Annotated in this window: 20 protein-coding genes and 1 pseudogene; 11 read left to right on the plus strand and 10 right to left on the minus strand. The window is 44.4% G+C overall.

Annotation, left to right across the window (positions count from 1 at the left end; translation table 11 throughout):
• The first annotated feature begins 3 nt into the window (after positions 1–3).
• Both epsC and cysM read left to right on the plus strand, forming a co-directional pair.
• The gene (gene epsC / locus FGM00_RS08195) at positions 4–798 is read left to right on the plus strand and encodes a serine O-acetyltransferase EpsC (protein ID WP_138852431.1); all 795 of its coding nucleotides are present in this window, start codon (positions 4–6) and stop codon (positions 796–798) included.
• A complete protein-coding gene (gene cysM / locus FGM00_RS08200; protein WP_138852432.1) occupies positions 788–1,672 on the plus strand; it encodes a cysteine synthase CysM in 885 nt (294 codons plus the stop codon). Before epsC ends, cysM begins: the two co-directional genes overlap by 11 nt.
• 94 nt (positions 1,673–1,766) lie before the next feature.
• Here the strand turns inward: cysM and FGM00_RS08205 are convergent, their stop codons facing one another.
• Complete coding sequence (locus tag FGM00_RS08205; protein ID WP_138852433.1) at positions 1,767–2,960, minus strand: Nramp family divalent metal transporter; 1,194 nt, start codon at positions 2,958–2,960, stop codon at positions 1,767–1,769.
• Between the two features lie 247 nt (positions 2,961–3,207).
• On the opposite strand from FGM00_RS08205, the gene FGM00_RS08210 reads away from it, so the two are divergent.
• The 4 genes from FGM00_RS08210 to FGM00_RS08225 all read left to right on the plus strand — a co-directional run bounded on the left by FGM00_RS08210 (position 3,208) and on the right by FGM00_RS08225 (position 6,631).
• Positions 3,208–3,651, plus strand: a complete 444-nt coding sequence (locus FGM00_RS08210) for a hypothetical protein (RefSeq protein ID WP_138852434.1) — start codon at positions 3,208–3,210, stop codon at positions 3,649–3,651.
• 12 nt (positions 3,652–3,663) lie between these two features.
• The gene (locus FGM00_RS08215; protein WP_138852435.1) at positions 3,664–4,224 is read left to right on the plus strand and encodes a hypothetical protein; all 561 of its coding nucleotides are present in this window, start codon (positions 3,664–3,666) and stop codon (positions 4,222–4,224) included.
• Positions 4,225–4,499: 275 nt separating this feature from the next.
• Positions 4,500–5,615: a pyridoxal phosphate-dependent aminotransferase gene (locus FGM00_RS08220; protein WP_138852436.1), complete on the plus strand. Its 1,116-nt coding sequence runs from the start codon at positions 4,500–4,502 to the stop codon at positions 5,613–5,615.
• Positions 5,616–6,289: 674 nt separating this feature from the next.
• Positions 6,290–6,631: a hypothetical protein gene (locus FGM00_RS08225; RefSeq protein ID WP_138852437.1), complete on the plus strand. Its 342-nt coding sequence runs from the start codon at positions 6,290–6,292 to the stop codon at positions 6,629–6,631.
• 72 nt (positions 6,632–6,703) lie between these two features.
• Here FGM00_RS08225 and FGM00_RS19945 read toward each other — a convergent pair.
• The 7 genes and pseudogenes from FGM00_RS19945 to FGM00_RS08260 form a co-directional block, all read right to left on the minus strand.
• Positions 6,704–6,835: pseudogene (locus FGM00_RS19945) on the minus strand (magnesium chelatase subunit ChlI family protein); the annotation flags it as partial.
• A gap of 390 nt (positions 6,836–7,225) precedes the next feature.
• Positions 7,226–8,761: a YifB family Mg chelatase-like AAA ATPase gene (locus tag FGM00_RS08235; RefSeq protein ID WP_138852439.1), complete on the minus strand. Its 1,536-nt coding sequence runs from the start codon at positions 8,759–8,761 to the stop codon at positions 7,226–7,228.
• 148 nt (positions 8,762–8,909) lie between these two features.
• Positions 8,910–11,312, minus strand: coding sequence for a penicillin acylase family protein (locus FGM00_RS08240; RefSeq protein WP_236262975.1), 2,403 nt, complete (start codon positions 11,310–11,312; stop codon positions 8,910–8,912).
• A gap of 61 nt (positions 11,313–11,373) precedes the next feature.
• Positions 11,374–13,353 (minus strand): protein-disulfide reductase DsbD family protein, encoded by a 1,980-nt coding sequence (locus FGM00_RS08245; RefSeq protein WP_138852440.1) that lies wholly within the window; start codon positions 13,351–13,353, stop codon positions 11,374–11,376.
• Entirely contained in the window at positions 13,350–14,657 is a 1,308-nt protein-coding gene (gene tilS / locus FGM00_RS08250) for a tRNA lysidine(34) synthetase TilS (RefSeq protein ID WP_138852441.1), read from the minus strand. Before tilS ends, FGM00_RS08245 begins: the two co-directional genes overlap by 4 nt.
• Before the next feature lie 46 nt (positions 14,658–14,703).
• Positions 14,704–15,528: an alpha/beta hydrolase gene (locus FGM00_RS08255; protein WP_138852442.1), complete on the minus strand. Its 825-nt coding sequence runs from the start codon at positions 15,526–15,528 to the stop codon at positions 14,704–14,706.
• Positions 15,529–15,553: 25 nt separating this feature from the next.
• A complete protein-coding gene (locus FGM00_RS08260) occupies positions 15,554–16,858 on the minus strand; it encodes an anthranilate synthase component I family protein (RefSeq protein WP_138852443.1) in 1,305 nt (434 codons plus the stop codon).
• Between the two features lie 247 nt (positions 16,859–17,105).
• On the opposite strand from FGM00_RS08260, the gene FGM00_RS08265 reads away from it, so the two are divergent.
• A complete protein-coding gene (locus FGM00_RS08265; protein ID WP_138852444.1) occupies positions 17,106–18,290 on the plus strand; it encodes a heparan-alpha-glucosaminide N-acetyltransferase domain-containing protein in 1,185 nt (394 codons plus the stop codon).
• 32 nt (positions 18,291–18,322) lie between these two features.
• The gene (locus FGM00_RS08270) at positions 18,323–18,553 is read left to right on the plus strand and encodes a CDGSH iron-sulfur domain-containing protein (RefSeq protein WP_138852445.1); all 231 of its coding nucleotides are present in this window, start codon (positions 18,323–18,325) and stop codon (positions 18,551–18,553) included.
• A gap of 125 nt (positions 18,554–18,678) precedes the next feature.
• Here FGM00_RS08270 and lpdA read toward each other — a convergent pair whose 3' ends face one another.
• The gene (gene lpdA / locus FGM00_RS08275; RefSeq protein ID WP_138852446.1) at positions 18,679–20,085 is read right to left on the minus strand and encodes a dihydrolipoyl dehydrogenase; all 1,407 of its coding nucleotides are present in this window, start codon (positions 20,083–20,085) and stop codon (positions 18,679–18,681) included.
• A 121-nt stretch (positions 20,086–20,206) separates the two neighbouring features.
• Positions 20,207–20,707, minus strand: a complete 501-nt coding sequence (locus tag FGM00_RS08280) for an ankyrin repeat domain-containing protein (protein WP_138852447.1) — start codon at positions 20,705–20,707, stop codon at positions 20,207–20,209.
• A 182-nt stretch (positions 20,708–20,889) separates the two neighbouring features.
• Between FGM00_RS08280 and nhaC the strand changes: the two genes are divergently transcribed.
• The 3 genes from nhaC (at position 20,890) to FGM00_RS08295 (ending at position 23,303) form a co-directional block, all read left to right on the plus strand.
• Positions 20,890–22,371: a Na+/H+ antiporter NhaC gene (gene nhaC / locus FGM00_RS08285; protein WP_138852448.1), complete on the plus strand. Its 1,482-nt coding sequence runs from the start codon at positions 20,890–20,892 to the stop codon at positions 22,369–22,371.
• Between the two features lie 67 nt (positions 22,372–22,438).
• Positions 22,439–22,945: a thiol peroxidase gene (gene tpx, locus FGM00_RS08290; protein WP_138852449.1), complete on the plus strand. Its 507-nt coding sequence runs from the start codon at positions 22,439–22,441 to the stop codon at positions 22,943–22,945.
• Positions 22,938–23,303, plus strand: coding sequence for a diacylglycerol kinase (locus tag FGM00_RS08295; protein WP_138852450.1), 366 nt, complete (start codon positions 22,938–22,940; stop codon positions 23,301–23,303). The genes tpx and FGM00_RS08295 overlap by 8 nt, the downstream gene beginning before the upstream one ends.
• Positions 23,304–23,386: the final 83 nt, after the last annotated feature.

Consider the following 23,386-nt stretch of genomic DNA (forward strand, 5'->3'; position numbering starts at 1 on the left):
ACTATGGATAAGGATTCGATCGTAAAAAAAATCAAGAAACATAAAAAACAACCGCACTTAAGGTTTCGTTTGAAGGAAAAGGTAGAAACTTTTACCGATCTGCTGTTCTATACACTGTTCGATATCGACACCCCGGTCGAGGAAAATCTGGACAGACTAGAGAAGGAGTTCGATGCTTTGGTGGCCATGGCCTGCTGGGATGTCGATAAACCCTGCAAAAAAATCTGGGAAAATTATATGAGCCAGCTGCCAGAGGTGTTGGAGCGTCTTAATTTGGATGCCGAGGCAATCGTGAGCTGTGATCCCGCATCTTTGTCCATTGAAGAGGTATACATGGCTTATCCGGGCTTTTACGCGATTGCCATATATCGTTTGGCCCATGGGTTCTATCAGAAAGGTTTCCCCTTGGTACCACGATTAATGACCGAGTATGCGCACAGGCAGACCGGTGTAGACATCAATCCCGGGGCGCAGATTGGAAAATCGTTTTTTATCGATCATGCCACAGGAGTGGTCATAGGAGAAACGGCCATTATTAAAGACCATGTAAAACTCTATCAGGGTGTCACTTTAGGTGCTCATTATGTTGCCAAAGCCCTTCAGAATACCAAACGCCATCCCACAATCGAAAACAACGTTACCATATATGCCAATGCCACTATTCTTGGTGGAAAAACGGTAATAGGAGAAAATAGCATTATCGGAGGTAATGCTTGGGTTACCGCTTCGGTACCAGCAAATTCCACAGTATTTCACACCCCCGAAATCAAAATAAAAACCCTTCCCAATGTCGTATAGCCTCTTGGAATTGATCGGGAATACGCCTTTGGTCGAGTCAAATATATTAAACCCGAACCCGAACGTTCGATTGTTCTTTAAATTGGAAGGCCACAACCCCGGGGGAAGCGTCAAAGATAGGGCCGCTCTCAACATGATCAGAAGCGGCTTGGAACGCGGCGATTTTGACAAGCATTCAAAACTTATCGAGGCTACGAGTGGCAATACCGGAATTGCCTTAGCCATGATCGCTGGTGTCTACGGATTGGAAATTGAACTGGTAATGCCCGAAAACAGTACCGTAGAACGCGTTCAGACCATGCGGGCATACGGTGCAAAAGTCACCCTTACCCCTGCAGACGTGGGTATTGAGGGGGCCAGGGATTATGCCGAAGGTAAGGTAAGGAATGAAGGCTTTACAATGATTAATCAATTTGCTAATAATGACAACTGGAGAGCCCATTACCAAACCACAGGACCCGAAATCTGGGGAGATACCGAGCAGCGTATCACCCATTTTGTTTCCTCGATGGGAACGACGGGTACCATAATGGGGACATCTACTTATTTAAAGGAGAAAAATCCCAAGGTGCAAATCGTGGGGGTTCAGCCCAAGGACGGGGCCAAAATCCCCGGGATCAGAAAATGGCCGGAAGCCTACTTACCTAAAATATTCGATAAAAACAAAGTAGACGATATCATGGAGGTCAGCGAAGAAGAGGCTGCCGATATGGCGCGCAGGTTGGCAAAAGAAGAAGGCATTTTTTCAGGTATGAGCAGTGGTGGCGCGGCTACCGCAGCCCTACGTTTGGCCGCTACTTTGGATAGCGGGGTTGTCGTGTCTATCGTTTGTGATCGTGGAGACCGGTACCTTTCCTCCGGACTTTTCGGCTAAGAACGCCCCTATTAGGCGTTCACCTGCCTTAATTTCTATTCATAAAACAATGCAATAGCTTCGGACGTACGGCGCACGGCGAAATATCGCAAAACTAAAACAGCCCTAATACCTTTAAAATACTTTTTGCTCCAAGAAGCAGTGCCAGCACTATAATGAGTATTCCGATCGCATTTTGAAAGAAGGTATTTCTATAGTTACCCATCACTGAAGTCCGATTTACAACCCAGACCAAAAACACCGCGATAAAAGGTAGAAGCATACCGTTGGCAATTTGGGCGAATTTAATAATCTCGATAGGATTGATATCAAACGTCATAAAGAGTACCCCTAACGAGAGGATGAGCATCCAAACCGCTTTGAATTTAAAATCTTTGAGTCCGACATTCCATCCAAAACAACTGTTGGCGACATAGGCACCGGCCAATGGCGCTGTAATCGAAGAGGTTATCCCAGCAGCAAAAAGACCGAATCCCATAAAGTATTTAGCGGCATTACCGTATAGGGGTTCAAGTCCTTTCGCCATATCCATGACCGTTTGGATCTCCCCTTGTGGAATAGCCGCGGCGGCGATAATAATCGCCATCGATACCATTCCCCCTAAAACAATAGCGATAAAGGTATCCCGCTGCGCCGATTTCAAATCATTTTGGGATTTCCATTTTTCGCTGACCAAGGAAGCGTGTAAAAATAGATTATAAGGTACCACGGTCGTCCCCACTAAAGCGATAACGGTTAGAATACTTTCTTGCGAAATACTCGGAACGAACATTCCTTTTAAAATGGCCCCAACATCTGGCCGGGTAATAATTGCGGTAACCAAAAATGACAGGCTCATAACAATGACCAGCCCTACGAAGACTTTTTCCAATACTTTATAATTCCCTATCAGGAGTAGTGCAAAAGCTGTTCCCCCGATTATAAATGGATAATATGGAATCCCTCCGGAACCAAAAACCGCCTCCAGACCGAGTGTAGCCCCTCCTATATTACCTCCTTCATAGGCGGCGTTTCCAATAACGATCGCTCCGAGAATAAGAATAATAACGATATTCCGGACCAACGGATTCTTTAATTCGCTCTTGATGACATCGGCCAACCCCTTCTGGGTAATGATGCCGAGCCGTGCCGCCATTTCTTGCAAGACCACGGTTGCGAAAATGGATAGCACCATGGCCCAGAGCAATCCATATCCAAAACCGACGCCAGCCAAAGTACAGGCCGTTACCGTACCTGGACCTATAAATGCCGCGGCTACCAAGACCCCTGGGCCTACTTTCTTGAGCATGATATGCGTTTTGTGGTAAATATACAGGGTATGATGCAGAATTTATGCAAAGCCACAAGTGATTTTCACCACACTTTTAACACTTTCAAATGCAGTTCGTCTAAAAAATTGCAGTTCGTCTAAAAACGGGGTGTTCTACATCGAGGGTTTATACTAAAGATTAAAAAAGTGCTGTTATATATATCCAAATCAAACCTAATTTAAACCCCCGATTTCGCGCCGAGCGGAATTAAAATCGACCTACTTAATGAATTGTTTAGAATGTAACGCCCAATTGAATTACCTCGACCATCGGAATGCAATGGACTCCCTCGGTGTTGAACTATGCACTAGACATCAGAATCGCATGCAAACGGTAATCGAAACACACAATACTCCTTTAGAGGCCGTACAACTGTATTATGGCCTAAAAGAGGTAGGTGTGAACGCAATGCTCGAATGGTGGGATGGCAAAAAATCGATAGATATTGCCATTTCGAGAGTAAAGCTGAATATCGAAGTCGATACCGAGTATCATATGATGACCCATGAACAGGCAATGAACGACCTTGAAGAGACCATGCACTCCTTCAAAAACGGTTTTACCACTATTCGTATACCACATATTCTAATTCGCCACTATCTAAAGGAAACGGTCCATAATATCCTGGGGATCATGCAAGGTCTAAAGGCCAATATCAAAACCATCTAAAATCTCAAAGTTATGTCCGGAAAGAAAATTTTAAAAGCCCCGTTACGAATATCAGTTGCTCTATTACTGTTGGGCATGATGGCCCGAATCATGGAGTGGCCTTTCGCCGCGCAGGTTGTCATCGCAGGTTTTTTTGCCATTGGTATTCTCTACAGTATTCGGTTTTGGAACAAGCAGCCCAAACTTTTTATCGATTACGTAAAATTGGTGCTTATCGTTTTCTGGACAGCAAACGGACTCTTTCGAATGATGAATTTTGAATACACTTTAGTATTTCAAATCATTACCGGTGCAGCCTTCGTTACTTGGTTTATAATGGAAGGAACTGCATATTTTATGGACGATGACCGACGTGCAAAGAATAGTACGCTGCAAATCTGGTGGAATATCGCCATGGTCATGGGTACGCTAAGTATCATTGGCGGAAGCCTGATGACCATATTACAATGGGAATATGCAACACCGCTTTTGGTCATGGGTATCATCGTTGTTGCACTCTATATCCTCAAAGACCTTTTTTCAACTTCGGAGGTCAAGGAAAAAGACACGGCCAACGAAGAGTTTCAGATTTAAATCACCATCGCTAACAATTCTCAAAAACCCTCATGGCCGGACCTTGAGGGTTTTTTGATTTGAAAATATTATGCGAATGGTCGCCCCTATTCATTTGGATCTGTTCCTAGGTCAAAGGCATGCTTTAGGCAATAAGAACAACTATATCGGTCAATTCAAGACCCTACACGAGCTGTTCGTGTTTGTTCGCATTACAGCTAAATTATCCTCATTAAAATTCCTTCCATTGAATTCGTGGGAGAACCTTCGTATCTTATCATCACTAAACTAAGACTATGAAAACGACCGACCGCAGGAAATGGCTCAAAACGGTAGGCCTCACAGGAGGCTTTGCCCTCATGGGCGGACTGGATGCCCTGGCACTCTCGAACACCCACACCAACTTCCATTTAGAAGACGAGACGGCCAAACTGAATTCCAATGAAAATCCGTATGGCCCCTCAAAAATGGTACGGCAAACCTTAATCGATAGTTTCGATAAGGCCTGCCGTTATCCTTCGATCGTACTCCGAGAACTAGTATTGCAGCTTGCCGAGAAAGAAGGTGTCACCAAAGACCATATTGTCATTACCGGTGGTTCTACCGAAGGACTTAAGGCCGCAGGGTTAACGTATGGACTTGATGGTGGGGAACTGATCGCCGCCGATCCGACCTTTCAATCTATGCTGCGTTATGCGGAAAATTACGGAGGCTTTGTGCATCGTGTACCTGTGAACGATAAAAAGGGTCATGATTTAGAGGCGATGGCCAAGCGCGTAACCGGCAGAACGAGCTTGATTTTTATCTGCAACCCCAACAATCCGACCGGTACGCTTATCGAAAAAGGCAAACTGAGGGACTTTTGCACCTCTATGGACCGTAAGGCAATGATTTTTAGTGATGAGGCCTACTACGACTACATTACCGAACCCGATTACCCTTCCATGATCGAATTGGTCAAGGAAGGGCGAAATGTAATCGTTTCTAAAACCTTTTCTAAGGTGTATGGACTGGCCGGTCTGCGTATCGGCTATCTTGTGGCACGACCTGATATCTCGAATAGGCTGAAAGCCAGCGTTATGGCAATGACCAATACTTTGGCCGTCGAAGCTGCCAAAACCGCCTTGAAAGACGATACCTTCTACAAATACAGCGTTGCCAAGAATATGGAAGCCAAACAGATGATATACGAAACCTTGAACGACCTGAACTTGGAATATATTCCTTCCCATACCAACTTTGTATTCTTCAAATCCGGTCGGCATATCGATGCCTTGAGTGCGGCCATGGAACAAGAACATGTATTGATTGGGAGGCCTTTCCCGCCATTCTATGATTGGGCGCGAATAAGCACCGGCACGTTGGCACAGGTCGAACAATTCGGAAAGGCTTTGAAGAAGGTGATGGGATAACAAATAAACCCCTGTTTCCAATTTGTAATTCTTACCGTTGAAAGTGTAGTTGTCATTGGTTTACCACACCGTGACTTCCGGCCCGAAATCCCTCTTGGAATTATTGGGCATAGGCTTTATTTTTCTACTCCTATTTGAGATTTCAACTGTTTTTCGTCGGATTTTTATCAGTTAAAGTGTTGTATTTAAAGGATTTAGTGTTTTTGTTGATTTTCCTTTCATAGAAGATAAATGACTCCTAATCGGGTTTTTTTCCGGCTATCGAGTATTCGCTACGCTTCATAGGTGTGTACATCTTTTTATTGCAATTTCAGGGTTTTGGTATTGGAGGAACTGTTCTCCATCCTAAATCTTAACCTATGAGAGAAAAAACTACTTTAAACGATTTTCTTATTTACGCGTATTGCGCCTTTTGTTTTTTGTGGTCGCTGTATGTACTGTTCTTTATATTGTTCATATAACTGAAATCAAGGTCTAAAAGGCCATCCACTTAAAGATGAACCCAACCCCACTAACCTTTCGATTGGCTGGTAGTCATGCGGACTGGATAGAAACAAGGCAGTGCGTAATAGTGATGTTCCAAGGAAAGCATTTGGGCAATCAACTCCTCATTGAAAAAGAATATTTTTCGTACAAATGAAATACTAATGGCGAGAAGAATGCGTTAATTCCTTATGGTAAAAAAAGGAGCTATAGAATTGTTGGAAGAGATACTTACGTCATACAAAGAAGGTAGACTTCATCTAGATAGGCTCAAAGACCCAAATTCGGATTGTCAAGTCAATATTAAGGTCGGTAACAGAACTTACGATGACTGTAATGAACTAATTCAACATTATAGGGACGAGCATGAGATGTTGGCCTACACCACCATAGAAGTTATCGAGAAGGATAAGCGATACTACTTTCTTGAAATCAGGGATTATGCTAAAGGGGAAACCTTTCTAAATCAATATCCTCTCCATACTATTTTAAATCGAAATTCCTGTGTTACCCCTACGACGCGTACCTGGTAGGTTGCCTAATAAAATCCAAGGCGTACAATTCTATCTTTAACTGTTATATTTCAAATTTCGTACCTCTTTACGCTACCCCAACCACCCTTCACGATCCAAACTCCGGTATTGAATGGCTTCGCCGATATGGTTGCCATTGACCTCCTCCGCATTTTCCAAATCGGCAATGGTACGGGCCACTTTCAAAATACGGGCTAGTGCTTGTCTGTGACAGGTGCCGCACCAGAGTAAGAAAACAGGATAGTGAAAGGCCACGCCTATTATGTCATAGTTTTGGGGTTTGTTAATTCCTGGCTCACTATGGCCACTCGTTAAAAACGAGCGGTAGCGATTACTAGGGCGCCAGCGGCGAAAGGCAGGTTGGAAGTACGGAATGGCCATTTTAATTTATCGCCGCAAAAATGACTTTAGCAGGGGTCTGGAAAAAACTCATTTCATCAGCGCTTCGACAAGCTCAGCATGACCGTCGTTTTCAGAATTGTCATTGTCCAAATCATGTCTACTTTGTCAGTCCGAGCTTGTCGAGGACCCGGTTGAACAATCTTTTTTTAACTCATACCTCGTATTTCGTACTTCAAACCTCGTTCCTTCAAATCACCCCAACCACCCTTCACGATCCAAACTCCGGTATTGAATGGCTTCGCCGATATGGTTGCCATTGACCTCCTCCGCATTTTCCAGATCGGCAATGGTACGGGCCACTTTCAAAATACGGTCGTATGCACGGGCAGACAGATTCAACCGCTCCATGGCATTTTTGAGCATGGTTTTCGAAGCGTCGTCCAGTTTGCAGTGTACGCGAATCTGTTTGGTATTCATCTGAGCGTTGTAGTGCACATTTTCCAATTCCGAAAAGCGTTGCGTCTGAATTTCCCGCGCGGCGGTCACCCGGTGGCGTATGGCTACACTACTCTCCCCTTTCCGATCTTCCGATAGTTTTTCAAAAGGTACGGGGGTTACCTCGATATGAATATCGATACGGTCCAGCAATGGCCCGGATATCTTGCTAAGATAGCGCTGCATTTCAGCCGGAGAAGAGGTTACGGGGGAATCTGGATCATTGAAATAGCCACCCGGACTAGGGTTCATACTGGCCACCAACATAAAGCTACTGGGATAGGTAACGGTAAAACGAGCTCGGGAAATGGTCACTTCCCGATCTTCCAAAGGTTGCCGCATGACCTCTAAAACTCCACGCTTGAATTCCGGCAATTCATCTAAAAACAAAACGCCATTATGCGATAGTGAAATTTCCCCTGGTTGCGGGTAGGCGCCCCCACCGACCAAGGCGACGTCTGAAATCGTGTGATGGGGGCGTCGAAACGGCCGTTCGCTCATCAGCCCCATATTCTTTATTTTTCCGACGACCGAATGTATTTTGGTCGTTTCTAGTGCCTCATGCATTGTCATGGGGGGTAAAATAGATGGCAAGCGCTTTGCCAACATCGTTTTTCCAGCACCTGGTGGGCCAATGAGGATAATGTTATGACCGCCTGCCGCGGCGATTTCCATGCACCTTTTAATGCTTTCCTGTCCTTTTACATCCGAGAAATCGAATTCGGGAAAATCGAGGTTTTTATAGAATTCCTCTTGAATATCAATAATGGTACGCTCCAAGGGCGTGCCCTTATCGAAAAATTCGATGACCTCCGCTATGTTTTCCACTCCATATACTTCCAGACCCTCAACAATAGCGGCCTCTTTGGCATTCTCGTTCGGAAGAATAAATCCTTTAAAGCCTTCCTCCAATGCTTTGATAGCGATGGGCAAGGCGCCCTTGATCGGTTGCAAGCTCCCATCCAAGGAAAGCTCGCCCATGATAATATACCGATCAAGATTTTCGGACTGTATCTGACCGGAAGCGGTAAGAATCCCCATGGCGAGGGTTAAATCGTAGGCAGAGCCTTCTTTTCGCAAATCTGCAGGTGCCAAATTCAAGGTGATTTTCTTTCCAGGAATCTTATACCCGTTGTTCAACAGCGCCGCTGCAATGCGGTAGTTACTTTCCTTGATGGCATTGTCCGGGAGGCCTACCAAGTGGTAACCTACTCCGATATCTACATTTACTTCAACGGTAATGGTTGTGGCCTCTACGCCGAAAACAGCGCTTCCAAAGACTTTGGTCAACATGTTGGTCTTGTATTTCTTGGTTTTTATAATTTACGTAAAAGTTGATCGCCAAAAGCCATTAAACGATTATGGCTTTCTCTTTTAAGCTTAAGGGCATGATGAATTATTTTCTATTCGTAATGAACTATCACCATGACGTCCCTCATTTTTATTCTTCCTTTTGTGAGGGAGCTAACGTAAGAACGGATTCCGACTGTTGTATCTCCTCCTTATTCATCATCATTTTTCGAAACTCCCCGTTTATAAACAGTTCTGCTTGGTCTTTGTAATGCGGACTAAAGATATTTCCAGACTGCCCCGTGGGCAGAATGCTCATACTGTTTTCGATATCCGAAAAATCGATGACCCTACGCGTCGACGGTCCAGAACTTACCTTATAAAATCCCTCTGCATTATAGCCGAATCCCAAGTTGTTGATGACCTCTCGCGAACCGTTTACAGGAAAAGGTCCCACATTGAAAAAACGACGTAAAACGGCTACTTGCCCCATAGGGTGTTCGTGCTCCAAACTGTGTACTCTGTCCCAGGTCCATTCTTCCTCATCAGGTCCAAAATCGTTGATCAAAAAGGCCAAGGCCTCTTCAAAAGACTTTTGGATAATATCTTCGTGCGTTTCCTTGATTTCTTCGGTCAAAACATCATCCCACCAGACAGAAGCAGGTTTGTCGACAATTTTTGCGATGACCCGTTTACTCATATGAGTGGTCAAGAACTGCTCGAATTGTGCTTCGTCCAGCTCGTCTCCAAACGTATTCTTTAACATACGAAATATCCAACGATGGTAGATGGTAGCCGATATACTTTCCAAGGGGTAGTCCCCTTTCCATGCCCTCATACGATCAAGAATTTTCCGCTCTTTGTCCGAAAGTTTCCTGATATCCAAGGCCTTGGCTAAATCAACGAAAACAGATGGGTTTACCGAAGAGGTTACATCTGTGATCATTTCCCGTACCTCGGTGGCGTCCCAATCATTTTTTGGTTTTAACAATTCTACGATTCGTTTGGCCCTGTTTTCGGGCAGATAATAGCCTGGAAAAAATCTTCCGTTGACCGAGTCGGGCTGATTGTTCGCCGAGTAGACATAATGCCAAGGCGGGTTAATGGCTTGGGGATTTTCGGAAAAATCCAAGTAGTTTTTGTCGGCGGGAAAGGCTTTCGTACTTGTTTGTACAAATTTGGTATGTACACTATCAGGCACCTCATACAATTTCGCTGTTGCCCACCAGGCAACATTGCCTTGGGCATCACCATACATAATGTTCAGGCCTGGGGCATGTATCTTGGGAAGTGCACGCTGTATCGCTTCCAAATCCGGGGCACTGGCCATCTCATAGAGCGCATTGATTACTTCGTTCTTGTTATTGGTATACGTCCACCACATCGATACGGGCCTTTCACCAGATATCTGGTCTGCAATTCCGTTCAATAGCGGGCCTCGTTTGGTTTTTTTTACAGTAAAATTAACGTCGTCCGCATCCTTCACTTTGATGGTGTTGGTAACGATATCGTAAAAATCCCAACCTTCATCCGTTCTATACCTTGTTGAATCGGTAGGATGGGTTTCTTCATAATAGAAATCAACATCGTCATTTTCGAACATCGTCATTCCATAGGCCAACTTCCGATCGTGTGCCAATAAGGGAAAGGGCACTCCCGCCAGATGATAACCATATTTTTCATAAGTGGGTGTGACCACATGTGCCTCGTACCAAACGGAAGGTGAAGAAAAACCGATATGCGGATCATTGGCAAAGATGACCTTGCCGTTTTTGGTCTTTTCCGGGCCAACGACCCAGCTATTGCTGCCTTCAAAAAGCGGAATACCCAGCGAATCGAGCGATTTTGATACTGATGTAATGGCGGAATTCCCCATAGAATCGGTTGTTTTTGGATGATGACTTTTAATCAAAGTGGAATTTGGATCGCTATCGATTTCCAAGTCGATCAAATAGTCCTGTCCCAGCTGCTCTTTGATGGTGCTCAGCAAAGGGTCGGTTTTGTGCGCTTGGGCAAAACTAAAAGACATGTAGCCCAGAATATTATGAATATCTTTTAAAGTGAAGGGCGCCTTTTCGATTCCGGTCAAGTAAAATTCCAGAGGAGTTGGTCCGTTTTCCAAAAAGTGATTGATACCATCAAGGTAGGCTTGGGAAAGTTGAACGGATTTCGAACTCCTATTCAATTTCGAAACGGTCTTTTGAGAGGCCTCGTCTATTCCCAGGGCGAGAAAGAATTTGTCCGTTCCCAACAACTTTTCCCCGAAAACCTCTGAGAGCCCTCCTCGACCGATTCTTCGAAGTAATTCCATCTGCCATAGGCGGTCTTGCGCATGCACGTATCCTAAACTGCGAAAGGCATCGTTCTCATTATCGGCGTAAATATGCGGAATTCCGTACGAATCATAATACACTTGCACGGTGGTAGTAAGTCCTTTGATCTGCTGTTCTCCTTTGTATTCCGGTTTTAAGCTCCAATACACCCCAAACCCAACAATAACCAACAACAAAGAGAGTATCAGAAGTAGGTGAACAAATTTTTTAACGAATTTCAATCCTTTGTATTTACAAGGAAAGATAGGGCTATTTGTGAGAAAAAAAAACCGCTTCTGACAGCTATTTTTTGGATAAGAGGTGATATTCGGAGAGGCCCTTGGCAAGCCAGGCCGCATAAGTTTCACTATCCGTACTTTGAATGGCATGATGCAACACCTTCATATCGGGAGATAGCAATACATAGTATGGTTGCGAGGCGGCATTGAAATTCAGGGTCTGAAAGGTGCCCCACTTTTGACCTACGGTTTCAATCGTTTTTATACGGCCAGACTCATATTGAAAATCGAATTGGTCCTCCGTTGGCAGTTCTTTTCGATCATCAACGTACAATGATATAAGAACGTAATCTTCTTTCAATAGTCGAAATACTTCCGGTACGCTCCAGACGTGTTCCTCCATTTTACGGCAGTTTACGCAGGCCCAACCCGTAAAATCCAATAAGATGGGCTTATTCGTTTTTTTGGCATACGCCAGCCCCTCATCGAAATCCTTAAAACAAGCAATACCTAAGGGACAATCGCTTTCCTGTTCGTAAATACTATAAAATTGAGGTGGTGGAAAACCGCTAAGCAATTTCAGGTCGGAGATATTGGCCACGCCCAAAATCAGATAAATAGAAAAAGCCGCACTTGCAAATCCCGTGATTTTCCTTCCTGTGGAAATTTTCTGTTTTGGCCCGTCGTGCGGAAATCGGAAAACCCCAAAAAGATATAAGGCCAAGAGTACAAAGAGTAGAATCCAGATACCCAAGAAGATTTCACGCTTCAGGAGACCCCAATGCCCTACTAAATCCGAGTTGGATAGAAATTTCAAGGCCAATGCCAATTCCAAAAAACCCAATACGACCTTGACGGTCGTCATCCACCCACCCGACTTTGGCAGGGAATTCAACCAGGCAGGAAACAAGGCGAACAACGCGAAGGGCAATGCCAGGGCGATGCCGAAACCGGTCATGCCGGCAGTAAGGTTATAGGCAACATCACCCTCCTCCAAAATCGTGCTCCCCAGAAGTCCACCTAAAATGGGACCTGTACAGGAGAAGGAAACAATGGCCAGGGTCACGGCCATAAAAAAAATACCGATGACGCCACCGACTTTAGACGAGGCAGAATCCATCGTATTCGCCCAAGAACTGGGCAACGTCAACTCGTAATACCCGAAAAAGGAAAATGCAAAGAACACAAAAACGACGAAAAACGCGATATTCAGCCATATATTGGTGGCAATCGTATTCAAAATTTGCGAATCGACGGAATCGAACAGATGAAAGGGCAGACTGAGTAGCGCATAAATCAGCACGATAAAAAGACCGTAGAGCATGGCGTTGGCCACCCCCTTTGAACGGCTTCCGGATTGTTTCGTAAAGAAAGACACGGTAAGCGGAATCATCGGAAATACGCATGGCGTCAGGAGGGCGATGAGACCGCCTAAGAATCCCAAACCTACTATGCCCCATATTCCGGTATTGCTACCGGTAACTAGCGTACCACCTTCGGTAAGGCGTTCTTTGTTCTTCAAATCGAGTTTCATCGCCCGCCCTATGGCCAGACTGCGCTCATCCATGGTTTTTTCAGAAACCGTCGCCGGGCCATCGTCAAAAACGAAAGTAAAATCGTGTTCTTGCTGAATACAGACTTCCTTACAGACTTGATAGAAAAGGTTGATATCTATTTGACGTACAGCTGGGTTTAAGAGTTTTATTTTTTGCTTAAATACGGCATCTTTAATAAAGAACACCTCTTCTATCTCAAAAACTTCTTCAAACTTTTTGACGGTTTCACTTTCCGTGGTCGTCCCGATGAGCTCATAATCCGTTCCTACCTTCTTGTACGTGAATTCACTGGGCAATGAGCCACCCTCGGGTGTAAATTGTGAAAAGATATGCCAGTCATCGGCAATCTTTGCGGTCATTATTAATTCGTACTCCGTGTCAGAAATTTTGTTCTTTTCTTGAGACCAGATGACCGGGGTCTCATCATCTTGTGAAAACACAAATAAACTACTAACTAACAGAAAACTAAGTAGAACTACTTGTTTCATTTGTTGAATATTATTTTTACGATTTGCTTGGTATGCGCATTTACTTTAAACCGGTCGTCGCCACGCCGGCCGATGACCCAAACCAAGTCATTTCCGGAAAACAAAAGCCATTGGTCATCTTTGGCAATGATATCTACCTTTTCATCTTTAAAATACTTCGACAACTTTTTCTTGCCTTGCATTCCCAGGGGATAAAAATAGTCGCCCTTTTGCCATTTCCTAACGGTCAGCGGATACTTTAACGTTTCTTTGTCTACGTATAGTACATTGCCCGAAGTCTCATCGATTTCAGAAACATCGTCGAAAAGCAAGGTTATTGGTCGATCTATTCGCTTTTGCGGGACATTGATGGCATAGATATTTCTTGCTGATTCCTTTATTTCCGCGAGCAACAGTGTATCCCTATCCTTCACCAACCGATGTGTTTTGGAGCGTACTTCCTTTCCGCTTGAGGCCGTCAGCAAAGCATTAATATCGTCCCAGGCGGTAAAACCGAATTCCTTGAACAGTTCGTAGAGTACGGTTTTCAATGGATGCAATTCCAGTAAATCAGCAATGGAAATCGTTACCACACCATTATTATTGACAAAAAGACTGGTCTTTAATTTTTCAATGGTTGCATTAAGGAAAGCCGCAGTACCGGAAAGATGTTCCTGTGTCTTTTTGAAGTTTTCCAAAAAGGTCGGGTTTAGTTTCTTTAATTCGGGTACGATTTGATGTCGAATTCGGTTTCGTAAATATTTCGTTTCGGCGTTACTGGCATCCTCCCTCCACTCGATTCGTTCTGTTCTGGCATAAGCCTCGATTTGTTCTCGTGAAAACGACAATAATGGCCGGTAAATATTTCCGTTTTTTGGCGGAATACCGGTCAGGCCCTCGATTCCCGTTCCTCTGGAAAGGTTGATTAAAAAAGTTTCCAAATTATCGTCGGCATGATGGGCGGTCACCAGAGCACCAAGTGTATTTTCATCCATTATCTGGGTAAACCAAGTGTAGCGCAACTCCCGTGCAGCCATTTGAACTGAAACTTTATTTTTGTTCACATAACCTACGGTATCAAAATGGGTTATGTAAAAATCTACCTTATATTTACTTGCGGTTTTGCGTACCAAGTCCTCATCGGCGTCGCTTTCAGTTCCCCTAAGTCGAAAATTACAGTGCGCCATAGCGAACTTCAAGTTTGCCCGTGCGCAGAGGGCAGCAAGGACCATACTGTCGACACCACCGCTACAGGCAAGTAAAAATCGTTCTTCGTCCAGTATCGAGAAGTGTTCGGAAATCTGTTTTTGAAAAGCTTTTAGCACAATTCAAAAATACGCAAGAAAAAGAAGTATAAATTGCGTACAGCTTTTAAATGCGTTCCTTCAACCATTTATGGATATCCTCTAACATGGCCTCCTTACACAAATCGTGATGCAACTCGTGGTACCCGCCTTCATATAATTTCAAGGTAGTATTGCTGGCTTTCTGATGAAATTCAATGGTTGCCGTATGATCTATAATTTGGTCGCGGGTACCATGCAATAGTAGTGCCTCGCAATTTAGGGTATGGGCATTGGCCAAGGCCCACTCCCCTGCATCCATTACCGGAAAGGAATACATTGGGCTTACCGCATCGTAAATCATCGAATCGTTTTGGTATTTGGTAACCTCTTCGGGATTTCGCGAGATTCCGTTGGCGTCTAGACCGGAAGGCAAGGTGACAGAAGGTAGGACCTTTAACAGCATTTTACCTAAGAACATCTTCCATTTAGGCGGTTTAAATGCCAAACGCAAATACGGGCTGGTGGCAATAATGCCAGCAAAATCTTCTTTACGTCTTAAGGCATAGTTTAAAACAAGGTTACCTCCCATACTGTGCCCATATAAAAAAAGCGGTTTTTTGGGATGTAGTTCCTTAGCCTTGTCGATTACGGTCGCCAATATATCCAATAAGGCCTCATAACTGGGGCAGTGCCCTCTTTTCCCTCCTGATTTTCCATGTCCTATATTATCATAGGTCACAACGCCTAGACCTAGATCGGTCAATATGGGGATGACCGCTGCCTTATACCGACCTGAATGCTCTCCGAACCCATGGACCAAAACCACCACACCCGTTACCACCTTTGGTTCAACATGGCATCCGAAAATTTCGGACCCATACAAATGAAAGCTGAATTTCGATTCTTGCATATCCCTAAAATTACATGGATTTCAATTATAGACCCTCCAACACCTCCCGCATCGCTTTTGCCTTCAACAGGCATTCTTCGTATTCCTGTTCCGGAATTGCCTTGGCAGTAAGCGCACTACCCACCGAAAAAGAAACATATCTCTTTTTAGCATTGTACAGTATGCTCCGGATGACTACATTGAAATCGAAATTCCCCTCCGGGGTAAAATAGCCCACCGCTCCGCTGTAGAGTCCGCGTTTAAACGACTCCAATTCCTCGATGATCTTCATCGCGGAAACTTTTGGTGCTCCCGTCATACTGCCCATCGGAAAACTATCCCGTATCAAATCAACGGGGTCGCTATCCGGGGGCACTGTCGCACTAATCGTCGATACCATTTGGTGGACTTGCCGATACGATTTTATTACGCAGAGCCCTTCTACCCTCACACTACCTTTTGTTGCGTTTTTAGAAAGGTCGTTGCGAACCAGATCAACAATCATAACATTCTCGGCGCGTTCTTTGGCATCATGGCGTAATCTACTAATCAACGAGGCGTCTTTTTGCGGATTCGTATCCCGTTTAGCGGTTCCTTTGATGGGCTGCGAAATCAGCTGACTCCCCGATTTTTTTAAATACCGTTCCGGGGATGCGCACAACAGATGATTATGGTCCTGCCTAAAAAAAACGGCAAAAGGAGGTTGTGATATGGTATTGAGATGTTCGTAGATACGAAGTGGGTCGATTTCGGTGTCTTTTGCATAGAATTCTTGACAAAAATTCGCCTCATAAATATCGCCACGGTGAATATGGGTGAGCATACGCCTTGCTCGCTGAAAATATTCGTCTTTAAAGATTCGCATTTTTATGTGGATGGCCTTTGCCGATTTCACTGCTTTGGCATCCACCTTCCTTTTTTCGAAAATGTCGTTGTAATCCGAGGAAATCTCATGAGCGTAGACATCCAAATACATAAAGTGAACATGGCCCTTATGCACTTTTATTATTTTTTTCGGTTGGAAAAAGAACAGGTTCGGAAACAACAATCCATCAAAATTGGTCGAAGAAAGCTCCTCCACATCGTTTTTAAGGTCGTACGAAAGGAAGCCAAAAAGCCAGTCACCGATTTCTTTCCGGTAGGCCTTCAATTTGTCAAAAGCCCCGGTCGTTCGCGGTACAACAATACTATCATGAGCAGCAACCGCCAATATCGCTTCGAATTCTCCATAGGAATCGGCATGTCCGTTACTATCAAGCCAAGCGATTTCCCTGAACTGATGCGACCATTCCAGAAGGGACTTCTTACAGGCGGAAATGGGTGGCAATGGAAATGAAACGGTGGTTCGCAAGAAACAAGGGTTTTTGATAGGGATTTCATACAGCACATCAAGAACAGTGCTGCTCTTAGCCAATAATAGTCGTAAGGCAACGTTTTATACCTTCTGTCGTCGAAATTAGCGCAAATGATACTGAAATGCGAGTATTTTAGCTAATTTCGCGCAACGAATGATCCGAATACGCTGTTGTACAAGTATATAGATTGCACAACGGCCAAAAATAATTGAACCGATTTATCGGTATTTGATTAAAAACCCAATGAAAAAAAAGTCTGCAAGACTCTATTTTATCGATGCTATGAGGGCATGGGCGATTCTCATGATGCTGCAAGGGCATTTTATTGATGGATTACTGGACACTGCATTTCGCGACCCGGATAGTATTGCCTTTATGGTTTGGCAGTATTTCAGGGGAATTACCGCTCCCGTTTTCTTTACCGTTTCCGGATTTATTTTTACGTATCTATTGATTCGCGGTGAGCAAAAGGGAGTGGAAAACCCAAGGGTGAAAAAGGGAATACGGCGTGGGCTGCAGCTTATCCTGTTCGGTTACCTCTTACGAATGAACCTCTGGGGGCTGTTAATGGGCAAGGTGTACGATTCGTTCTACCTAGTTGATGTACTGCATTGTATTGGCTTTTCTATCTTAGGCATTATCGGCGTCTATCTACTGACATATAAGAGCAACAGGGTTGTTTTTCCAACCGTCTTATTGATGGTCGGTCTATTGCTATTCACTTGTGAACCTTGGTACGCTAGAGCTACTTTTGACGCACTTCCGAGATTTCTGGAAAATTACATTAGTAAAGTAAACGGATCGATTTTTACGATAATCCCTTGGACCGGATACGCTACCTTCGGGGCCTTTCTTTCGATATTATTCAAACGGTTCAGCACTTATAAATACCTGTATACGGTCGCCATCGGAACAGCGATAAGCCTTGGCGGAATGTTGATTCTATACTCTTCCGATGCATTTTTATATATTGCAGAAGTAACTGGAATACAAATTTTTAGAGCAATTCACTTTAACAACTACCTCTTCATTCGTCTAGGTGATGTGTTGCTTGTTTTTGCAATATTCATGTTGGTCAGAGGTCTATTGAAGAACGCTACCGTGCTGAAAATCGGACAAAGTACACTATCCATCTACATCATCCATTTTATCATTCTTTATGGCAGTTTTACGGGGTTGGGGCTATACGGATTTTTACATCATTCCCTCTCCCCTACAATCGCTATTTCGGGAGCTTTGGCCTTTATGATCGTGTGTACCTATGCCGCGCTGCAGTATGAACAGCATAAGGTGTTGATTCAGTCGAACGTGAATCTGGCGTTGCACTATACATGGTCAAAAACGGAAAGCTTTTTAGGGTTTGGAGTTGGTATGGTCAAAAACGCCGTTTCGAAGCTACTTCGATCATTGGGATTGCTTAAGAACTAGTGTTTCGTTATCTTGTCGAACAAAAATAAATTATGAGCGAAAAGCCGTACTCCCCAATTCCAGTTACTTTAGAAAAAGACAAACGGTATTCCTGGTGCACCTGCAGCCATAGCGAGAACCAACCGTTTTGTGACGGTTCACACCGAGCGGCCAAGGCAACACCACCCTTGACATTCGAGGTTGCGGAAGAAAAAGAGGCCTATCTGTGTACCTGTAAAAGAACATCGAACCCGCCCTACTGCGACGGTTCACATAAAGTTTAGGTATTAAAAAAACGCCCTTTTAGAGGCGTTTTTTTGTTTTCATGTGCTATCTTCTGGTTTTAAAGAATCCCCGTTTAACTATTCTGCCGTGTTCATCTTACGGTCATTTTAGGTTCTTTCCAATATCAAACGTGCAATGCCCTATCCCCTGTTGCGGCAAGAGCCGCTTCCTTTACCGCTTCGGCGTAGGTTGGATGTGCGTGGCTCATACGGGCCATATCTTCTGCAGATGCCCGAAATTCCATTGCCGTGACGGCCTCCGTAATTAAATCGGCACATCGGGCGCCGATCATGTGCACCCCTAGAACTTCATCTGTTTTTTTATCCGCTAAAATCTTTACGAAACCATCAACGTCACCGCTGGCACGGGAGCGACCCAACGCACGCATCGGAAATTGACCCGCCTTGTATTCAACGCCAGCTTCTTTCAATTCTTCCTCGGTCTTGCCTACCGCTGCAACCTCGGGCCATGTGTACACTACTCCCGGAATCAAATTATAATCGATGTGGGGTTTTTGACCCGCTATAAGCTCGGCGACCATAGTCCCCTCCTCTTCTGCTTTATGAGCCAACATTGCCCCACGAACGACGTCCCCAATAGCATAAATATTGGGTACAGCGGTTTGTAGGTGATCGTTTACCTCGATCATTCCCCTTTCGGTCAGCTTAACGCCTGCCGCCTCGGCATTTAAACCATCGGTGTAAGGTCTTCTCCCTACTGACACTAGGCAATAATCCCCTGTAAAGGTTACTTCCTCGCCTTTTTTATTGTCAGCTTTAACAATGACTTCGTTTCCTTTTCGTTCAACTGATTTTACCTTATGCGACAGCTCGAACTTCACTTTTTGCTTCTTCATGGTCTTCATCAACTCCTTCGAGAGGGCGGAATCCATATTGGCGATAATTCGGTCCATAAATTCGACTACCGTTACTTCGGCACCCAGACGTTTATACACCTGCCCTAGTTCCAGACCGATGACCCCACCACCGATTACAATCATGTGCTTGGGAATTTCAGGTAACTTTAAAGCTTCCGTAGACGTGATTACCCGCTCTTTGTCCAATTTGATGAACGGCAAATTCGAGGGTTTAGAGCCAGTAGCGATGATGATATTTTTAGCCTCGATAGTTTCCGTTTTTCCGTCGTTCTTTTTGATATTCACATGGGAGGCATCTTTGAAGCTACCAACACCCTCAAAAACATCGATTTTGTTTTTGTCCATCAAAAATTGAATCCCCTTTGTCGTCATATCGACGACACCTTGCTTTCGGGAAATCATTTTTTCCAAGTTCACCTTTACTTCACCTGGTATTTCGATGCCGTGTTCCTCAAAATGCTTCACGGCATCCTCGTAATGATGTGAAGAATCAAGTAGGGCTTTCGATGGAATACAACCCACATTGAGGCAAGTACCCCCTAAGGTGCTATATTTTTCGATAATCGCGGTCTTCATTCCAAGTTGTGCGCAGCGGATTGCCGCGACATAGCCTCCAGGGCCCGAGCCGATAACGGCTACATCATATTGAGTCATAGGTAATGGTGTTATTGAAATTTCACTTCAAAAATCAAGACACAAAAGTACGAATGTTTTGTTGGCGAACAATGAAGTGTTCCCGTTGAAATCGTTTCCAAAAAGAAGAAAAAACGGTCTATTAATACAAAGCAACTTTGGTTTCCGTCGCTCCTAATGACATCAGCAACTCCTTTACCTCAAGAGCTTCATCCCCTCCTTTTTCGGCATGGTGCAACAACGTAAACCCATGGGGCCCTTTGGCATGTAGCGTATTTGGAAAAGTGGCGAGCATTGGTTTTACGATGTCGATCTTCCCGAATAAGCAAGCCGTAAAAATATTGGCCTGGGCACCTTTATCCAAGAATAATCTAACCATGTCTTTATATCCCACATGGCTCGCAGCGCCCAACCCCGTTTCAAAATCACCCATTTTCCAGTCGTGGGCCGCATTTAACAAGTTTGGTTGCTCCTCCAACATTGATTTTACCTTTTCGATATCCTTATGCGACGCACCCACAAATTCCTGAACCATCTTCGGGTCGAGTTTCTCACCATCTTGGGGATTAAAGGAAAATAATGGTATTGCAGACAATACCAAACCCGCACTTCCTGCGCTGTATAAAAATTGTTTTCTGTTCATGGCCTTGTTTATCCGTGAACCAGGAAGTTAGGAAAAATGCTATTCGTACTCATCTGTTTAACAATACTTTATCAGTGTTTTGCGCCGTCAAGATGCTATTGATGACACCAGCGCACCTAAATCAGCACATTTGCAAGGGCAAAATCAAAATCGTAATATTAGGCACAACAAACCAAAGCACAATGCAAGACGAACCGCAGGACCAACATAGAGAAAATGAGAACATAGTAGAAAATAAGGAGTTGAGCATTTGGGAAGCCTTATTTCCAGTTGTAATCCTGGTAGGTATGTTAGCGTATAATGTATATGTCTTTAAGGATGATGCGCTAAGTGGCTCTAATCAGTTTATACTTTTATTGGGCGGGGCTGTAGCGGCCATTGTAGGGTATTTCAATAAGATATCTTACAAAAAAATGATGAAGGAGGTGGCCGAGAACGTGAAATCGACCTCGAGCGCCCTACTTATCTTGTTGATGGTCGGTGCCCTATCGGGAACTTGGTTGATCAGCGGCGTCATTCCTTCCATGATCTATTACGGACTACAAGTATTGAATCCCACAATATTTTTGGGGGCCTGTGTATTTATATGTGCCATAATTTCCATTGCCACCGGGAGCTCCTGGACGACTTCAGCCACGGTAGGCATTGCCTTGATTGGAATCGCCGAAGCTTTAGGCATCTCTTTAGGGATGACCGCGGGTGCCATTCTTTCAGGCGCCTATTTCGGGGATAAACTTTCTCCCTTGAGCGATACTACAAACCTAGCACCGGCAATGGCGGGAGGCGAATTGTTTTCGCACATTCGCTACATGACCATTACCACGGTGCCCACGATATTGGTAACCTTGACGGTTTTTATCATAATTGGCCTCACCATTGAAACGAACGGAACTACCGACACAGAAGCGATTTTAGCCTCTATCGATAGAAGTTTCAACATTACGCCTTGGCTATTTTTAGTGCCGGTGGTCGTCATCGGTCTTATTCTAAAGAAGACCCCTCCGCTTTTGGCCTTGCTGATCGGAACCTTACTCGGTGGCGTTTTCGCCCTAATTTTTCAACCAGGAATTGTTGCCACTATCGGAGGGAGCGATACCCTTACCTTTGAAAGCGCTTACAAAGGCATACTAAATGCGATTACCGTAAAATCAAATGTCGCCTCTGACAGCGAGGCACTGGCCGATTTGTTTTCATCCAAAGGGATGAGCGGTATGCTAGGGACCATTTGGCTTATTGTCTGTGCCATGGTTTTTGGGGGTATCATGGATGGTATCGGTGCGCTTTCCAGAATTACGAAATCATTACTCTCCATGGCCAAAAGCACCTTTGGCCTATTCGCGAGTACCGTGGGCAGTTGTTTAGCTTTGAACGTTACTGCTTCAGATCAATATCTGGCCATAGTTGTGCCGGGTAAAATGTTTTCCAAAGCCTACGCAGACAGAGGTTTAGCCCCCGAAAATTTAAGTAGGACTTTAGAGGATTCCGGAACGGTAACCTCTGTACTTATCCCATGGAATACCTGTGGCGCATATCACAGTGGTGTGCTCGGGGTGAGTGTGACCGACTATTTCTTTTATGCGATCTTCAACTGGCTAAGTCCGTTTATGACCTTGCTTTTTGCGGCCCTGAATATCAAAATAAAGATGTTGACGGCGTCAAAATAAAAGCTTAAACTACACTGCATAAACGCTATTTATTCTTTAATTTCACGATTCATTAAAACATACTAAAATGGCAACAGTAACACTACACGGAGATTCTATACATACCATAGGCGAACTTCCTGCAACTGGAAAAAGCGCTCCAGATTTCAAGCTCACCAAGAGTGATTTGTCTAGCGCTACCCTCGCCGATTATAAAGGCAAAAAAATCGTATTGAACATTTTCCCGAGTATCGATACCGGTACCTGCGCGAAATCCGTTCGGCAATTCAATAAAAAAGCCTCCGAGTTGGATAATACAACGGTACTTTGCATCTCCAAGGATCTCCCTTTCGCACAAGCCCGTTTTTGTGGTGCTGAAGGCATCGAAAACGTCGAAATGCTATCGGATTTCAGGGATGGTAATTTTGGAAAGGCCTATGGACTTGCATTTAGTGATGGTCCTTTAATGCCGCTCCATTCCAGAGCGGTCGTTGTATTAAACGGGGAAGGTGAGGTTACCTACACCGAACAGGTGCCTGAAATCGTTGACGAACCCAATTACGAAGCAGCCTTGGCGGCTTTATCGAATGGCTAAGGAATCCTTCATAGTAAACAGACTAAAAAGTGTGGGCTTCGCATTGCGCGGAGCCTTGCTTTTGGTACGTACAGAGGCCAGCATTAAGATACAGGTATTCATAGCCCTTGTGATGACGGCCGTAGGCTTCTATTTCGACATATCGAACACGGAATGGATTCTTCAAATTTTCGCCATCGGTATGGTCATGGGCATTGAAGGTCTGAATACGGCCATAGAAAAAATCTGTGATTACGTACAACCTGAATTCGATTCCAAAATAGGATTTATAAAAGACGTATCAGCCGGTGCCGTGATGCTTGTATCGATTGCCGCGACGCTGATCGGGTTGATCATCTATCTTCCAAAGATGTTTTGAAAGCCGTACCGAAAAGGTGGAACAATTATTACATCATACTTTAAAACAGTCTCTAAATTTGTACTTTTGACCCCAGAACTTAA

Origin of the sequence: Aggregatimonas sangjinii, assembly GCF_005943945.1 — a bacterium.
Classification (GTDB): Bacteria; Bacteroidota; Bacteroidia; order Flavobacteriales; family Flavobacteriaceae; genus Pelagihabitans; species Pelagihabitans sangjinii.

Coding starts and splice junctions, on each gene's coding strand:
- epsC (WP_138852431.1), top strand. CDS start 4: ATGGATAAGGATTCGATCGTAAAAAAAATCAAGAAACATAAAAAACAA.
- cysM (WP_138852432.1), top strand. CDS start 788: ATGTCGTATAGCCTCTTGGAATTGATCGGGAATACGCCTTTGGTCGAG.
- FGM00_RS08205 (WP_138852433.1), bottom strand. CDS start 2,960: ATGCTCAAGAAAGTAGGCCCAGGGGTCTTGGTAGCCGCGGCATTTATA.
- FGM00_RS08210 (WP_138852434.1), top strand. CDS start 3,208: ATGAATTGTTTAGAATGTAACGCCCAATTGAATTACCTCGACCATCGG.
- FGM00_RS08215 (WP_138852435.1), top strand. CDS start 3,664: ATGTCCGGAAAGAAAATTTTAAAAGCCCCGTTACGAATATCAGTTGCT.
- FGM00_RS08220 (WP_138852436.1), top strand. CDS start 4,500: ATGAAAACGACCGACCGCAGGAAATGGCTCAAAACGGTAGGCCTCACA.
- FGM00_RS08225 (WP_138852437.1), top strand. CDS start 6,290: ATGGTAAAAAAAGGAGCTATAGAATTGTTGGAAGAGATACTTACGTCA.
- FGM00_RS08235 (WP_138852439.1), bottom strand. CDS start 8,761: ATGTTGACCAAAGTCTTTGGAAGCGCTGTTTTCGGCGTAGAGGCCACA.
- FGM00_RS08245 (WP_138852440.1), bottom strand. CDS start 13,353: ATGAAACAAGTAGTTCTACTTAGTTTTCTGTTAGTTAGTAGTTTATTT.
- FGM00_RS08255 (WP_138852442.1), bottom strand. CDS start 15,528: ATGCAAGAATCGAAATTCAGCTTTCATTTGTATGGGTCCGAAATTTTC.
- FGM00_RS08265 (WP_138852444.1), top strand. CDS start 17,106: ATGAAAAAAAAGTCTGCAAGACTCTATTTTATCGATGCTATGAGGGCA.
- FGM00_RS08270 (WP_138852445.1), top strand. CDS start 18,323: ATGAGCGAAAAGCCGTACTCCCCAATTCCAGTTACTTTAGAAAAAGAC.
- lpdA (WP_138852446.1), bottom strand. CDS start 20,085: ATGACTCAATATGATGTAGCCGTTATCGGCTCGGGCCCTGGAGGCTAT.
- FGM00_RS08280 (WP_138852447.1), bottom strand. CDS start 20,707: ATGAACAGAAAACAATTTTTATACAGCGCAGGAAGTGCGGGTTTGGTA.
- nhaC (WP_138852448.1), top strand. CDS start 20,890: ATGCAAGACGAACCGCAGGACCAACATAGAGAAAATGAGAACATAGTA.
- tpx (WP_138852449.1), top strand. CDS start 22,439: ATGGCAACAGTAACACTACACGGAGATTCTATACATACCATAGGCGAA.
- FGM00_RS08295 (WP_138852450.1), top strand. CDS start 22,938: ATGGCTAAGGAATCCTTCATAGTAAACAGACTAAAAAGTGTGGGCTTC.